The organism is Streptomyces koelreuteriae (assembly GCF_018604545.1).
GTDB classification, from domain to species: domain Bacteria; phylum Actinomycetota; class Actinomycetes; order Streptomycetales; family Streptomycetaceae; genus Streptomyces; species Streptomyces koelreuteriae.
The window spans coordinates 1,259,145-1,274,345 of sequence record NZ_CP075896.1; the positions used below are offsets into that span (position 1 = coordinate 1,259,145).

Annotated in this window: 12 protein-coding genes; 7 read left to right on the plus strand and 5 right to left on the minus strand. The window is 71.7% G+C overall.

The window, feature by feature from the left end:
- The first annotated feature begins 34 nt into the window (after window positions 1–34).
- On the plus strand, window positions 35–814 hold the full coding sequence (gene pssA / locus KJK29_RS05585) for a CDP-diacylglycerol--serine O-phosphatidyltransferase (RefSeq protein ID WP_215124164.1): 780 nt from the start codon (window positions 35–37) through the stop codon (window positions 812–814).
- Window positions 815–871: 57 nt separating this feature from the next.
- Here pssA and KJK29_RS05590 read toward each other — a convergent pair whose 3' ends face one another.
- Complete coding sequence (locus tag KJK29_RS05590; RefSeq protein WP_215124165.1) at window positions 872–1,990, minus strand: glycerate kinase; 1,119 nt, start codon at window positions 1,988–1,990, stop codon at window positions 872–874.
- Between the two features lie 201 nt (window positions 1,991–2,191).
- Between KJK29_RS05590 and KJK29_RS05595 the strand changes: the two genes are divergently transcribed.
- The 4 genes from KJK29_RS05595 to KJK29_RS05610 all read left to right on the plus strand — a co-directional run bounded on the left by KJK29_RS05595 (window position 2,192) and on the right by KJK29_RS05610 (window position 5,385).
- Window positions 2,192–3,262 (plus strand): ADP-ribosylglycohydrolase family protein, encoded by a 1,071-nt coding sequence (locus KJK29_RS05595; RefSeq protein ID WP_215117588.1) that lies wholly within the window; start codon window positions 2,192–2,194, stop codon window positions 3,260–3,262.
- Window positions 3,263–3,549: 287 nt separating this feature from the next.
- Window positions 3,550–4,065, plus strand: coding sequence for a hypothetical protein (locus KJK29_RS05600; RefSeq protein ID WP_215117589.1), 516 nt, complete (start codon window positions 3,550–3,552; stop codon window positions 4,063–4,065).
- Between the two features lie 28 nt (window positions 4,066–4,093).
- The gene (locus KJK29_RS05605; RefSeq protein ID WP_215117590.1) at window positions 4,094–4,588 is read left to right on the plus strand and encodes an NUDIX domain-containing protein; all 495 of its coding nucleotides are present in this window, start codon (window positions 4,094–4,096) and stop codon (window positions 4,586–4,588) included.
- Window positions 4,589–4,653: 65 nt separating this feature from the next.
- Window positions 4,654–5,385 (plus strand): SIR2 family NAD-dependent protein deacylase, encoded by a 732-nt coding sequence (locus tag KJK29_RS05610; RefSeq protein WP_215117591.1) that lies wholly within the window; start codon window positions 4,654–4,656, stop codon window positions 5,383–5,385.
- Here the strand turns inward: KJK29_RS05610 and KJK29_RS05615 are convergent.
- Complete coding sequence (locus tag KJK29_RS05615; RefSeq protein ID WP_215117592.1) at window positions 5,382–5,864, minus strand: methylated-DNA--[protein]-cysteine S-methyltransferase; 483 nt, start codon at window positions 5,862–5,864, stop codon at window positions 5,382–5,384. The genes KJK29_RS05610 and KJK29_RS05615 overlap by 4 nt on opposite strands.
- Window positions 5,865–5,873: 9 nt before the next feature.
- On the minus strand, window positions 5,874–7,343 hold the full coding sequence (locus KJK29_RS05620) for an AlkA N-terminal domain-containing protein (protein ID WP_215117593.1): 1,470 nt from the start codon (window positions 7,341–7,343) through the stop codon (window positions 5,874–5,876).
- A 131-nt stretch (window positions 7,344–7,474) separates the two neighbouring features.
- Between KJK29_RS05620 and KJK29_RS05625 the strand changes: the two genes are divergently transcribed.
- Window positions 7,475–7,837 carry an ArsR/SmtB family transcription factor gene (locus tag KJK29_RS05625; protein WP_189726259.1) on the plus strand — a complete coding sequence of 121 codons (363 nt, stop codon included), beginning with the start codon at window positions 7,475–7,477 and terminating at the stop codon, window positions 7,835–7,837.
- 27 nt (window positions 7,838–7,864) lie between these two features.
- Here KJK29_RS05625 and KJK29_RS05630 read toward each other — a convergent pair whose 3' ends face one another.
- Window positions 7,865–11,761 carry a glycoside hydrolase family 2 TIM barrel-domain containing protein gene (locus tag KJK29_RS05630; RefSeq protein WP_215117594.1) on the minus strand — a complete coding sequence of 1,299 codons (3,897 nt, stop codon included), beginning with the start codon at window positions 11,759–11,761 and terminating at the stop codon, window positions 7,865–7,867.
- A gap of 205 nt (window positions 11,762–11,966) precedes the next feature.
- Window positions 11,967–12,797, minus strand: coding sequence for an alpha/beta fold hydrolase (locus tag KJK29_RS05635; protein ID WP_215117595.1), 831 nt, complete (start codon window positions 12,795–12,797; stop codon window positions 11,967–11,969).
- 161 nt (window positions 12,798–12,958) lie between these two features.
- Here KJK29_RS05635 and KJK29_RS05640 point away from each other — a divergent pair, with 161 nt between their 5' ends.
- Window positions 12,959–15,004 carry a SpoIIE family protein phosphatase gene (locus KJK29_RS05640; protein WP_215117596.1) on the plus strand — a complete coding sequence of 682 codons (2,046 nt, stop codon included), beginning with the start codon at window positions 12,959–12,961 and terminating at the stop codon, window positions 15,002–15,004.
- The last annotated feature ends 197 nt before the right edge of the window (window positions 15,005–15,201 follow it).

Here is a 15,201-nt window from a genome sequence, read left to right on the forward strand (position 1 = left end):
CCCGGAGGCCGACGAGGTGGACGAAGAAGAGGAGATGCCTCTCTCTCTTCGCCTCTCGATAGCGGACACCCTCACGCTCGGCAACGCCACGTGCGGCTTCATGGCGGTGTACTTCACCACCACCGGCATCCTGATCCCGCACCTCACGGGCGACGACGCGGGCATGGCCCGCAACAGCGCGGCCACGGCCGTGATACTGATGCTGTGCGCGGCGGTCTTCGACCTGTTCGACGGCCTCGTCGCCCGCAAGCTGCGGTCGTCGCCGATGGGCGCGGAGCTGGACAATCTCTCCGATCTGATCAGCTTCGGTTTGGCGCCCGCGTACTTCGTGCTCGTGTACGGCATGGTCGCGCGGGACGCGCATGAGCGGGTCGCGGCGGTGGGCGCGATCGTGGTGCTGCTGGCGGTGGTGCTGCGGCTTGCGCGGTTCTCGTGCGTCACCGTGAAGGACGGGACGTTCCAGGGCATGCCGTCGCCGTTCGGTGCCCTGACGGTCGTGTCGATCGTGCTGCTGGAGCTGCCCTTCGTGGCGACGCTGCTGGCGATCCTGGGTACGGCGTGGCTCATGGTGAGCCGGGTCGAGTACCCGAAGCCGCGGGGGCGGCTCGCCGTGGCGATGCTGTCGTGGATCGTGCTGAGCATGGGGCTGCTGGCGGCGTGGGCGTTCGACGCGCCGAGCGGACAGCTGCTGCTGCAGACGGGGTGCGCGCTTCAGCTGGTCATGGGTGCGGTGATTCCGCTGTTCGCGACGGCCCGGCGGGTGAACAACTTCCGCGGCAGCCGGCGCGAGGCGCGGGCGGCGCAGCTTCCGTAGCGTCTGACTCTTGTGAAGGGCCCCGGACCGGGATTCGGTCCGGGGCCCTTCGCCGTTTCAGCTCAGGAAGTCCCTGGCGATGCGTTCTGCCACGCGTTCCAGGATCGGGCCCGCCTCGGCGATGCACTTCGCCACGTCCGGCTCGGCGTCCGTCAGGGGGTAGGCGCGGCGGAAGCCGGAGCGGCCCAGGACCTCCGGGGGGAGGGCGAGGCGGCCGCAGACCGCCACGACGTCCTTGCCGGCGGCGCGGGCCGCCGCGGCGACGCCTGCCGGGGCCTTGCCGTGCAGGGTCTGTTCGTCGAGGGAGCCCTCGCCGGTGATCACCAGATCGGCACGGTCCAGCGCGGGTGCGAAGCCCAGGACGTCGAGCATCACCTCGATGCCGGGGCGGAAGCGGGCGCCCAGCAGCAGGGCGCCGTAGCCGATGCCGCCGGCCGCGCCCGCGCCGGGCGAGGCGGCGTACTCCGCGGCCTTCGGACCGACCGGCCCCTCCAGCACCTTCGCGAAGTGCGCGAGGGCGGTGTCCAGGGCGGCCACGTCGTCCGGGGAGGCGCCCTTCTGCGGGCCGTAGACCGCGGGCGCGCCCTTCGGGCCGGTCAGCGGGTTGTCGACATCGCTGGCGAGGACCAGTTCGATCTCGGTGAGGCGCGGGTCGAGGCCCGACAGATCGGCGGTGGCCAGATCGGCGAGGCCGCCGCCGCCCGGCGGTACCGGCTCGCCGTCGGCGTCCAGGAACCGGGCGCCCAGGGCGGACAGCATTCCGGCGCCACCGTCGGTGGTGGCGCTGCCGCCGACCCCGAAGACGATGCGGCGGGCACCGGCGTCCAGGGCGGCCCGCAGCAGTTCGCCGGAGCCGTACGTGGAGGCCGTGAGCGGGGCGAAGACGCCGGCGGGCAGCCGCTGGAGTCCGCTCGCCTCGGCCATCTCCACGACCGCGGTGTCCTCGCGCAGCGCGAACGCCGCCGTCACCTCACCCCCGAGGGGGCCGGCGACCCGTACCTCCCGGCGCTCGAACCCGGCCGCGACCGCCGCGGCCACGGTGCCGTCGCCGCCGTCGGCCACGGGCAGCGCCTCGACCTCGAGGTGCGGCACGGCCCGGCGCAGCCCGGCCGTCACCCGCTCGGCGACCTCCACGGCCGTCAGCGACCCCTTGAACTTGTCCGCGGCGACGAGCACCCGCTGCGTCGATCGGGTACCGCTCACTGCAGCGTCCGCCACTTGCACTCCCCTTGCTCTCCGGGCCCTCACGCACGTCAGGGCCAGTCGCGCCGCTGTGACCTTAACCGGAGGACGCCCCGGCCGTCAGCATCTGCCCGACTCCTGGACCGGCGGCCCCGCGGCCTCGGGCGACCCCGCGGAAACGGGTAGACCGTAACCATGACCCTCGTCGACACCGAAGCAGCGCTCGCCGACCGCATCCACGGCGGCTGGCTGGGCCGCATCGCGGGAAACATGCTCGGCAAACCGGTCGAACAGGGCGAGGTCTGGACACGGGACCGCATCGATCGCTACCTCCGGCAGGCCGCCGCCCTTCCCCTGACCGACTATCTGCCCGAGCCCATCGGCGACGACGAGACCGCGCTGCGGCCCGAGTGGCGCCAGTGTGTGCGCGGCCGGATCCACGGAAGCTGCCGTGACGACGACGTCGACTACGCGATCCTCGGCCTCGACCTGCTGGAGACCCACGGCTTCGGCTTCAGCACCGAGCAGGTCGGCGACCTGTGGCTGCTGCGGCTGCCGTATCTCCAGACGTTCACCGCCGAACGGGCCGCGTACCGCAATCTGGCCGACGGGCTCAAGCCGCCGCTGACGGCGACGTACGACAATCCGTACCAGGAGTGGATCGGGGCGCTGATCAGGGCCGACATCTACGGCTGGACCAGCCCGGGCCTGCCGCGGCGGGCCGCCTCGCTGGCCCGGCGGGACGCGGTGCTGTCGCACACCGGCAACGGGGTCTACGGGGCGATGTGGGCGGCGGCGCTGATCTCGGCGGCGTTCACGGAACCCACCGTGCGCGGCGCCGTCGACCAGGCCCTGACCGTGATCCCGGCGAGCAGCCGGCTGGCCCGCACGGTGCGCCGGGTGGTATCCCTGCACGACACCCGGATGTCCTGGGAGGACACGCTGACCACGGTCGCCGAGGAGACCGCCGGGATGGGCTGGATCCACACCGTTCCCAATGCCGCCGTCCTCACCGCCGGGCTGCTCTACGGCGACGGCGACTTCACGCGCACCATCACCCTGACCGTCCGCGGCGGTCTGGACACCGACTCCAACGGCGCGACCGCGGGTTCGGTGGCGGGCGTGTTCGGCGGGGCGGCCGCCATCCCCGAGCACTGGAAGGCTCCGCTGGAGGACACGGTCCGCAGTGCGGTGTTCGGCTTCGACGGGGTGCGGATCAGCGAGCTGGCGGAGCGGACGCTACGGCTGGCGGAGTCGGCGGCCTGAGCGCGGGGAACCGGCCATTCCCGGGCGGGTGCGGAGCCGGGACCCTTCTTCCGCTTCGGGAAACGGGGCTCGTGGGGTCGGTATCGGCCACGGCTTTCGGGTGCTGCCGACCGTTCCGCTTGAAAGTGCTTCCCTTCGACTGATTCCGGCCACTTGCTCATCGCCCGATGATGTCGATCAAACCCGACCGTAAAGTGATCTGTCCGTCGGCCCAGTCGATCATTTCCAGTCACCTCACCCCGTCCGCGTCCTTACGCCTCGCGCCTGACAGAAAGCGTCTGCTTGTCATGTCTCGTCTCAGAGCTGCCCTGCGTGCCACCGCCTCCGCGGCCGTCCTGACCGGCGCGGTGCTCACCGCGCCGCAGGCCGTCGCCGTCGAACAGCCCTCGGTAGCGCTCTCGGCGCAGGCCGACGCCGGGACCGTGGCTCTCGCACAGGCCGACCCGGCGGCCGCCGCGGCCGCGGCCAACGTCTGCGGCACCGGCTACACGCTGCGGAAGGGCGTTCCGCTGCCCCTCGGCACCGAACCCTCCCAGCGCCTGGCGACCCTGTTCTCCTACGAGAACGGCGGCAAGGGCTGCGTCATCCTGGACAACAACGTCGGCAAGGCGCAGTACATGTACGTCCAGGTCTGCAAGGTGGGCGGCACGGCCTGCGACAAGGACTCGGGCAGCTTCAGCGAGTACGCGGGCCCGGTGCGCGTCTCCAGCTTCGCCTGCGCCCCGGTGACCGCCAAGATGGGCTCGACCTCCGGCAGCCTCTACATCGACTACAAGTCCGAGTACGTCTTCCCCTGCGGCTGAGCCGGCGTCCGGTGGCTACCCTGCCCCCATGACCACCTCTGCTGACTTCGCCGCCTACATCGCGTCCCTGCCTCGCGTCCTGGCCGGCGCCGCCGCGCTGTTCCGGGACGGCGAGGGCCGGGTCCTGCTCGTCGAGCCCAACTACCGGGAGGGCTGGACGCTGCCCGGCGGCACGATCGAGTCCGACGACGGCGAGACCCCGCGGCAGGGCGCGCGGCGCGAGACGGCCGAGGAGATCGGCCTGGACCGTGAACTCGGCCGGCTGCTGGCGGTGGACTGGGTGCACGGCCCGGGGCGTCCGCCGCTGGTGGCGTATCTGTACGACGGCGGGGTGCTCGGCGAGGACGCCTTCAAGGCGATCCGCCTCCAGGAGGAGGAGCTGCTGTCCTGGCGGCTCGTACCCCGCGAGGAACTGACCGACTACCTCCCGGGCGCCCTCGGCCGCCGTGTCCTCACCGCCCTGGACGTCCTGGCGGACGGCTCGGGCACGGCGGAGCTGGAGAACGGCCACCGGGTCGGCTGACCGGGCTCGGCGCGTCCCTCGGATATCCGTTCGCCCCGAACGGCCCGGCGTCCTACCCTCGGCTCATGGCCAAGCCCCTCGTCGCGCTCCTCACCGGGGCCGGTATCAGCACCGACTCCGGGATCCCGGACTACCGCGGGCCGAACGGGCTGTGGCGGCGGGACCCGGAGGCCGAGAAGCTCGTGACGTACGAGTACTACATGGGCGACCCGGAGATCCGGCGGCGGTCGTGGCAGATGCGGCGCAAGAACCGCACGCTGCAGGCCGAGCCCAACGCCGCCCATCGGGCCATCGCCGACCTGGAGGGGTCGGGGGTACCGGTGCGGGTGATCACGCAGAACGTGGACGGGCTGCACCAGCTCGCCGGGATGCCCGCCCGCAAGGTCCTCGAACTGCACGGCACGGCACGGAGTTTCGTCTGCACCGGCTGCCACGCCCGCGGCCCGATGCGGGACGCCCTCGCCCGGGTCGAGGCCGGTGAGGACGATCCGCCGTGTCTGGAGTGCGGCGGTGTCCTGAAGTCCGCGACGGTGATGTTCGGCGAGCGGCTCGACCCCGTCGTCCTCGGCGAGGCGGCCGCCATCAGCAAGGCCTGCGAGGTCTTCGTCGCCGTCGGCACGAGCCTGAAGGTCCAGCCCGCCGCCGGCCTCGCGGGTGTCGCCGCCGACCACGGCGCCCGTCTGATCATCGTCAACGCCGAGCCGACACCGTACGACGAGCGCGCCGACGAGCTCGTACGGGAACCCATCGGAACGGCCCTGCCCGAACTGCTGCGGAGCCTCGGCGACGCCGCCTAGAACAGCGCGGCCCCGCTCTCGAACTCCAGCAGCCTGCGCTTGCGGTCCAGGCCGCCGCCGTAGCCCGTGAGGCTGCCGTTGGCGCCGACGACGCGGTGGCAGGGGACGATGATGCCGACGGGGTTGCGGCCGTTGGCGAGGCCGACCGCGCGGGAGGCGGTGGGGGTGCCGAGGGTGGCGGCGAGTTGGCCGTAGGTGCGGGTCTCGCCGTAGGGGATGCGGCTCAGTTGCTCCCAGACGGTGCGCTGGAACGGGGTGCCCGTCAGGCGGAGTTCGACGGTGAACTCCTTGAGGTCGCCCGCGAAGTACGCCTCGAGTTGTTCCTCCGCCTCCGCGAACAGGGTGTCGTCGCGCGGGCCGAAGGTCTCCTCCGGCGGGCGGTGGCGCTGGTCGGTCATGTAGAGGCCGCACAGCACTCCGTCGTCGGCGACGAGGGTGAGGGGGCCGTAGGGACTGTCGGTCACGGTGTGGTGCTTCATCGAACATCCTTATACCGGAAGGAAGTTGATCGGGTGGCTGTCCGTCGCCCAGAGGTACTGGACGGCGTAGGCCCGCCACGGGCGCCAGGCCGCAGCCCGTGCGGTGAGCGCGGCGGGCGTGGAGGGCAGGCCGAGTTCGCGGGCGGCGCGGCGGATGCCGAGGTCGGTGGGGAGGAAGGCGTCCGGGTCGCCGAGGGCGCGCATGGCGATGACGTCGGCCGTCCAGGGGCCCAAGCCGGGCAGGGCGAGGAGCTGGGCGCGGCTGCGCGGCCAGTCGCTCTCCACTCCCAGGTGGAGTTCGCCGTCGGCGAGCTGGCGGACCAGGGTGGTGAAGGTGGTGCGGCGGCTGCGCGGCATCGCCAGTGACTCGGGGTCCAGGGCCGCGAGGGCCTCGGGGGCCGGGAAGAGGTGGGTGAGGCCGCCCTCGGGGTCGTCGACCGGTTCGCCGTGCGCGGTGACCAGGCGGGCCGCGTGGGTGCGGGCGGCGGCGGTGGAGACCTGCTGGCCGAGCACGGCCCGGACGGCGAACTCGGCCTCGTCCACCGTGCGCGGGACACGCCGGCCGGGTGCCTTGTCGACCAGCGGCGCGAGGACCGGGTCGGTGCGCAGCTGGTCGTCGATCGCGACCGGGTCGGCGTCCAGGTCGAGCAGGCGGCGGCAGCGGCTGATGGCGACGGTCAGATCGCGCAGGTCACTGAGGGTGAGGCGGCAGGCGATGTGGTCGGGGGTGGGGGTGAGGGCGACGATGCCGTGGCCGTACGGGAGGCGCAGGGTGCGGCGGTAGGAGCCGTCGCGCCACTCCTCCACCCCGGGTACGGCCGTCGCGGCGAGGTGGCCGAAGAGGTTGTCGGGGTTGAGCGGGGTCCGGAACGGCAACCGCAGGGCGAGCGCGCCGGGCGTGCTCGCGCCCTGCCGCTTCGGGGCGCGGGTGCGCAGCTCGGACGGGGACAGGGCGAAGACCTCGCGGACGGTGTCGTTGAAGGTGCGGATCGAGGCGAAGCCGGCGGCGAAGGCGAGCTGTGCCATCGGCAGGCTCGTCGTCTCGATGAGCAGCCGGGCCGTCTGGGCACGCTGGGCCCGGGCGAGCGCGAGAGGTCCCGCGCCCAGTTCGGCGAGCAGCTGGCGCTCGACCTGCCGGGTGCTGTAGCCGAGCCGGCCGGCGAGGCCCGGCACGCCCTCGCGGTCCACGACGCCGTCGGCGATCAGCCGCATGGCGCGGGCCACCAGGTCGGCGCGCTGGTTCCACTCCGGGGAGCCGGGGCTGGTGTCGGGCCGGCAGCGCTTGCAGGCCCGGAACCCGGCCTGCTGACAGGCCGCCGCGCTCGGATGGAAGACCATGTTCTCCGGCTTGGGCGGCACGACCGGGCAGCTCGGACGGCAGTAGATGCCGGTCGTCAGGACGGCCGTGAAGAACCAGCCGTCGAAGCGCGCGTCCTTGGACCGGACGGCGCGCAGGCAGCGCTCGGTGTCGGTGTGCATCCCCATCTGCATACGTCCAGCATCGGTCACCACGAGCGGGCGGGTCTGGCGAGAATCCGACATCGACCTGCCTGGACCGGGACAGATGAAGATTCATTCATGTGTTCGTGTGTGCCCGGTACGATGACGTCATGGGTCATGGAGCCGTCACCACCGCGCAGGACGCCGGCGAGCGGGTACGCCTGGACGCGGACAACGTCGCGAAGGTGGCCACCACGCTCCAGGCCCTGTCCACGCCCTCCCGGCTGCTGATCCTCGCGCGGCTGCGGGAAGGCCCGCTGCCCGCCACCGAGTTGGCGGCGGAGGTCGGCATGGAGCAGTCGGCCTGCTCGCACCAGCTGCGGCTGCTGCGCAATCTGGGCCTGGTGGTGGGCGAGCGACAGGGCCGTTCGGTGGTGTACGCGCTGCACGATCACCATGTCGCCGAGCTGCTCGACCAGGCCGTGTACCACGTGGAGCATCTGCGGCTGGGGATCAGCGACACCGCCGACTGAGGCGGCGCCGCTGTCCCTCCGTTCGTGCTATTCGGCCGCCGTAGGACGGCGTGCGGCCTCCATCGCCTCGCTCACGCGCGTCAGCGGACGCAGCCGGTAGGTGAACGCGTAGTCGCGGCCCGCGAGCAGCTTGAACTCGTCGTGGGTGTGCGCGCCCCAGCTGTTGTCACCGCCCACGCCCATCTGGCGGTGGTTGATCCGCAGGACCACCGCGTCCCTCGGGGTGAGCTGGTAGTCGTGGCGGGCGCCGACCGACAGGTCCTCCGGGGTGAAGCGTGAGGCGTTGACCTCGAGCAGCGGCTCGGCGGAGACGAGCAGTCCGCGTCCGGAGCCGTCCGTCAGCGCGGCCCAGCGGACGTCGGTCTTGTTGCCGTTCTCCTGGGGGCGCAGATAGGACGTCCACTGCCCGGAGACGGTGCCGGAGTACAGGCCCACATCGGTGCTGTTGTTGCGGTCCCACATGTTCTCCTCGGGGCCGCGGCCGTAGTAGTGCAGCCGGTCGAGGCGGCGCGGCAGGAACAGCAGGGTGCCGACCTCGGGGATGTACGGCAGGTTCGCCGCGCCCGGGTGCAGGGTGTTGTCGACCTTGATCTCGCCGTTGCCGAAGACCGTGTAGGTGGTGGAGTACGTGGACTCGGTGCCGGTGGGCAGCGTGCCGGTGACCGTGACCTCGACGGCCCGGTCGCCCAGGGGCCGCACCCGTACGTCCGTCACCTTTCGCTTCGCTCCGGCGTCGCGCCAGGTCTGGTTGCGGGTGTGATGGCCGTTGCCCCGGTCGTTGTCGGTGGGCGCCCGCCAGAAGTTCGGGACGGGGCCGGAGGTGATGAGGCGCGTGCCGGCGGCCTCGTACGACGTGATGGTGCCGGTGCTCTTGTCGAACGTGACCGAGAAGTTCTTGCCCTTGACCGAGAGGGTCTTGTCCCCGTCCGTGTGGCCCAGGGTGGGCACGCTGCCGAACGGCGCCGGTTTCACCGCGGGGCTGCCCGCGTCGAGGGCCAGTTGCTGCTTGGCCACCTCGAAGCCTGCTTTGGCCCACTTGGCGGGCTCCTTGGTGGTGAAGGAGAGCTGGAGGAAGTACTCCGTGCCCGGTTCGGGCTTGGCGGGCAGCCGCACCGGCACCTTGATGTCCTTGCTGGTCAGCGGCGCCACATCGAGTTGGTCGCGGGTCAGCCGGCCGCGCTGGACGACCTTGCCGTCGGCGACGAGGGACCAACGGCCGTCGAAATCGCGAAGGTTGGTGAAGAGATACTCGTTGGTGAGCTTGACGGCGCCGGGGCCGCCCGACGCCTGCGAGGCGTTGATCGCCTGGTAGATCTGCTTGACCTCGGCGGACTTGCCCGTGTGGCCGCGGTCGGCGGTGACGATGCCGTCGCCGGAGAAGGCGCCGTCGTTGGGGTTGTCGCCCCAGTCGCCGCCGTAGGCGTAGAAGGTCTTGTCGCGCGGGCGCTTCTCGGTGAGTCCGGCGGTGGCGGCGTCGAACCAGAACCGTACGCCCTCGTCGCCTGGGCCGCGGTCGTCCGAGGCCAGCTCCGCCGCGCTCAGCGGGCGGGCGTACACACGGGCGCGCCGGATGGTGCCGCTGAACTCCCGGGTCGGGTTGTCGACGTCGGTGGCGAGCGCCAGGGAGGCCGTGTTGTCGCCGGGGCGCCGGGTGGTCATGCGGGTGCCGCGCACCGAGCCGTCGACGTACAGGGTGAGCGTCCCCGCGTCCGCGTCGAAGACACCGGCGATGTGGTGCTCCTTGCCCGTCCAGTCGTCGGGCAGTGCCCAGCTCGCGGTGACCCACTGGCCGCCGCCGTGGATGAAGAACTCCAGTGTCCTGTCGGACTGTTTGAGGGCGTACTGGGTGTCGCCCTTGGCGATGATGGGCTGGTGGAAGCCGGTCACGCGCGGGGTGACCCAGGCCTCCAGCGTGAGGGAGCCGGTGAGGTCGAGGCGGGCGTCGCGAGGGAAGACGGTGCCGCCGGAGACGCCCTTGGCCCGGTCGAAGGTGCCGGCGGACGCGATGACCTCGCCGCGCAGGGCGCCCGGGCCGGACTCGGTGAGCAGCTTGCGGGTGGGGGTGGGCCAGCGCAGGGCCTGGTCGACGAAGTCCCAGATCCAGCCGCCCTGGAGGACGTCGTAGCGGCGGACGATGTCCCAGTACTTCTTGAAGTTGCCGTTGGAGTTCCCCATGCCGTGGGAGTACTCGACCATCACGTACGGCCGTTTGTCGTTCGTGTCCTTGGCGCGCTGCTCGACCCGCTGCGGGCTGTCGTACATCTCGGAGCGGATGTCGCTGATGCCGGGGCGGTCGTCGCCCTCGTACTGGATGACGCGGGTGGGGTCGTAGCCGCGGATCCAGTCGTACATGGCGTTGAAGGTGGTGCCGCCGCCCGCCTCGTTGCCGAGGGACCAGATGACCACCGAGGCGTGGTTCTTGTCGCGGTGGACCATGTTCTGGGCGCGGACCACGCACGCCTCGGTCCACTCGGGGTGGCCGCTGCCGGGGAACTTGTCGCGGATGCCGTGGGTTTCGAGGTTGGTCTCGTCCACGAGGTAGAGGCCGTACTCGTCGGCGAGCTCCAGCCACAGCGGGCTGTTGGGATAGTGCGAGGTGCGGACGCTGTTGATGTTGAGGCGCTTGATGATCTCGATGTCCTCGATCATCTGCGCGCGGGTGAGCGCCGAACCGGTGACCGGGTGCATCTCGTGCCGGTTGGTGCCACGGAAGGACACCGGCTTGCCGTTGATGCGCATCAGGCCGTCCTTGAGCGCGAACTCGCGGAAGCCGACCCGGTGCGAGAGCGTCTCGACGACCTTGCCGGCCGGGTCGCGCAGCCGCAGCACGGCGGTGTAGAGGTTCGGGTGCTCGGCCGACCAGAGCTTCGGCGAGGGGACGGCTCTGGACGCCTCGGCGGTGGCCTCGTCCCCGGCCGGGACGTCGACGGGCTGCTGGAGCGGCCGGGACCAGACGGCGTGGCCGCGCGCGTCGTAGAGCTGGGTCTCGACGGTGTAGCGGCCCGCGCCCTCGCCGCCGTAGTCGCGGACGTGCGCGGTGACCTTGAGCTCGGCGGAGGCGTAGTCGTCGCCGAGCGGGGTGTCCAGTTTGAAGTCGCGCAGGTGCACGGAGGGCGTGGAGTACAGGTGGACCGAGCGGAAGATGCCGCTCAGCCGGATCATGTCCTGGTCCTCCAGCCACTCGGCGTCGGAGTAGCGGTAGACCTCGACGGCGATCTGGTTGGTGCCCGGCTTGAGGTGGGGGGTGATGTCGTACTCGGCGGAGGTGTAGGAGTCCTCGTGGTAGCCCGCCAGCTCGCCGTTGATCCACACGTAGTGGGCGGACTTGACGCCCTCGAAGTGCAGGAAGGTGCGCCGGCCCGACCAGTTCTTGGGAACCGTGAACGTACGGCGGTACTGGCCGACGGGGTTGTAGCGGGTCGGGGCGGCCGGCGGCTGGGCGTCCTCGCCGCCGCCGTTGGGGCCCCACCAGGGGTAGGTGATGTTGATGTAGATCGGGAAGTCGTAGCCGTGCAACTGCCAGGCCGAGGGCACGGGGATGGTGTCCCAGCCGGAGTCGTCGACGTCGGTGCGGTAGAAGTCGGTGTCCCGGTCGTCGGGCCGGTCGGCGTAGGCGAACTTCCACTTGCCGTCGAGGCTCTGCCGGTACGGGGAGCGCGTGCGGTCGGCGTCCAGCGCCTGCCCGAGGTCCGCGTACGGCATGAGCGTGGTGTGCGGTGGCTCGGTGCCCACCCGGTACACGCTCAGTCCGTCGTTCCACTCCGGAGGGCCGTCCGCCGCCGGGCGCCGGCCGGCCGCGTGCGCTGCGGTGGGCGACGCCGAGAGGGCGAGCGCGCCGAGCACGGCGGCGCCCCCTTCGAGCAGACGGCGGCGGCTGACTACGGGGCGGTCGGCGGGAGACGGGAGCGGGTGCGGGTGCGGCATGACCGTGGCCTTCCTCGGTTCGACAGGGTGCTGCACGGACTGAGGGCGCGTCAGACGCGATCCTCAACTGCACATCCTTGATGGGTGTTTCTGTTGGGATGCGTGTCAACTGACGGTGACGGAGCAACTGCTGAGCAGGGCACACCCTAGGACTCGCACACAATCGAATCAATGACCCCGTCGGACTTTGTGCGGTCCTGATGGTTCAGCTCGTGAGGAAGGCGAGCAACGCGCTGGTGAGCAGGGCGGGCGCGTCCAGCGGGACGAGGTGACCGGCCTCCGGGACGGGCACCAGCCGGGCGCCGGGGATCAGGCCGGCCAGTTCCTGTCCCTTGGCGAAGGGGATCCAGGTGTCCTCGGTGCCCCAGCACACCGTGACGGGCAGATCGATCGTGGGGTACAGCGGCTGGATCTCGTCGGTGTAGCGCTGGTCGGCCTGCGCGATCTGGCGGTAGAAGGCACCCTGGCCCCGCTCCCCCGTCCACGGCCCGACCAGCGCGTCGAGTGCTTCGGGACGCAGACCGGGACGGCTCGCGGACGTCACGTACTCCCGCACCAGGGCCTCGTGCAGCGGCGCGGGCAACTGCTCGAAGACGTGGCTGTGCTCCGCGACCAGCCGGAAGAAGGGGGAACCCCAGGGTTCCAGTGCCACCGGGTCGACCAGCGCGAGCCGCCGGTAGCGGGCGCCGTGCAGCAGATGGGCGCGCAGGGCCACGCAGCCGCCGAAGTCGTGCGCGACGACGGACGGCTCCCGAAGGCCCCAGTGCTCCAGCAGCCCGGTGAAGATCTCGCCCTGGGCGCCCAGCGAGACGTCCTGGTCCGGGTACATGCCGGAGGCGCCGTAGCCCGCCATGTCCCACACGTGCACGAGGTGGCCGGCGGCCGCGAGAGCCGGAGCGATCTCGTGCCATACGTACGACGAGAAGGGCGTCCCGTGCAGCAGCACGACCGGCTCACCGGCCGGATCCCCGAGCCGGTCCCAGCGGACGGTGCCCGACGCCGTCTCCAGACTCTCCCGCAACGACCAGTCACCCATGACGGCGCTCCCTCTCCGCGGACCGAACTCTGTACCGACCCTCGATTTTTTGTCATTTCGGCGCGACAGTGTCGCTTCACCGACCGTACTGTGACCTCATCGGACTGCCTGTGCAACGGATCTTGGCCGGACCTTTTGCCGCGCCGAAAGGAGCGGCTCGAATGAACGGGTATGCGACCTCGGATCGCGACTCCGTCACGGCCGCGCCCGGCGGGCTGCTGGACCTGCTGAAGGTCGCGGCCGTGGTCCTGGACGCGGGCGGGCACATCGCCCTGTGGAGCCCCGAGATCGAGCAGCTGCTCGGCTACACCCCGGCGGAGGCCCTGCACCAGCGCGCCGACACACTCCTGGTCGCCCCCGAGAACCGGGCCCGGGGCAGGGAACTGTTCGCCCAGGTCAGCTCGGGGGCCCGCTGGGCCGGTGTCTTCCCGCTGCGGCACAAGGACGGCACGGACCGGGCCGTGGAGTTCCGTACGATGCGACTCCTCGACCCCGAGGGGCAGCCCCATCTGCTGGGTCTCGCCACCGACGCGACGACCGTACGGATCGTGGAGCGGGACCTCGCGCTCTCGCACAGCCTCGTCAACCAGACCCCGCTCGGCATCGCCGTCTTCGACAACGACCTGCGCTGGGTCGGGGTCAATCCCGCGCTGGAGCGGATGAACGGCGTGCCCGAGGAGGCCGTGCTGGGGCGCCGGGTCGGCGAGGTGCTGCCGGACCTGGACGTGGAGGCCATCGAGGGCCGGATGCGGCATGTCCTGGAGACCGGCAGACCCCTGCTCGACCAGCAGACCATCGGCCGTACGGCGGCGGACGTCCAGGATCGCGCCTACTCGGAGTCGTACCACCGCATCGAGGACAGCGAGGGGCGGGTGCTGGGCCTCGCGATGGCCGTCCTGGACGTCACCGAGCGCCAGCAGGCCGCGGCCGAGGTCGCCCAGGCCCGCCGGCATCTGTCGGTGATCGCCGACGCCGGGGTGCGGATCGGCACCACGCTGGACCTCCAGCAGACCGCCCGGGAACTGGCCGACGTGGTGGTGTCGCAGCTCGCCGACCTGGCCGCCGTGGACGTGCTGGAGTCCGTCGTGGCCCACGGCACCATCGCGCCGGTGTCGGGCGGCGCCCCGGCCGAGTTCCGGGCGCTGGCCGTCGCCGCCGGGTACCCCACCGACGCCATCCACGCCGCCGACCCGGTCGGTGAACTCGCCACCTACGGTTCGTCACGGATCATCACGCAGTGCGTCCGCAGCGCCCGCCCCGTCCTGGTCGAGCGCGTGGACACGAAGATGATGCGGCGGATCGCCCGGGACGCGCGGGCCGCCAAGACCCTGCACGACGCCGGAGCGCACTCCTATCTGGCGGTGCCGCTGATGGCCCGGGGCAAGGTGCTCGGCACGCTCACCCTCTACCGCACGGTCGACGAGCGCCCCTTCGACGACCGGGACCGGGTGCTCGCCTCGGAACTCGCAGCGCGCGCCGCCATCTGCATCGACAACGCGCGCCTCTACGGACGCGAGCGCGGCACCGCCCTGACCCTCCAGCGCAGCCTGCTTCCCGCCGCGCCCGCCGAGCAGGAGGGGCTCGACATCGCCGCCCGCTACCGTCCGGCCCTCAGCGAGGTCGGCGGCGACTGGTACGACGTACTGCCGCTGGGCCCGGGGCGCACCGCGCTCGTGGTGGGGGACGTCATGGGCAAGGGCGTCCAGGCCGCGGCGATCATGGGGCAGCTCAGCACGGCGACGCGGGCGCTGGCCCGGCTGGATCTGCCGCCCGCGGAGCTGCTGCGGCACCTGGACGACATCGCCGGTTCGCTCGGCGACGCGATCGCCACGTGCGTGTACGCGGTGTGCGACCTGCGGCGCGGCACCTGTTCCCTGTCCAGCGCCGGTCATCTGCCGCCCGTGCTCGCCGGAGCGGACGGCAGCGCGAAGCTCGTCGACGTGCCCGGCGGTGTACCGCTCGGGGTCGGGGGCGTGGAGTTCGGCACCGTGGAGGTGGAGCTTCCGCCGGGCTCGCTGCTCGCCCTGTACACGGACGGGCTGGTCGAGAACCGCGGGGAGCCGATCGACACCGGGCTCAGCACGCTGACCCACCTGCTGCGCAACGCGGGGCCCAATCTGCAGCGGACCAGCGACAGCCTTCTCAGCGCGCTGAGCCCGGAGCCCGACGACGATGTGGCGCTGCTGCTGGTGCGCACGCGCCTCTGAGCGCTCGGGCTTTAATTCCCTGGCCTGAGCGGCGGCAACTGTTAGCATGTTTGTGTGAGTTACGTCTTCTACATCTGATCCGGGCCACCGGCTCCGCCCCCGCCCGGGGCGCTGAGAGCCGCGACGTCGCCCACGGCCCGCCCTGTTCTGGGCCCGGCCGTCCGTCGGATCCGATGGCCCGCTCGCATCCCCGCTTC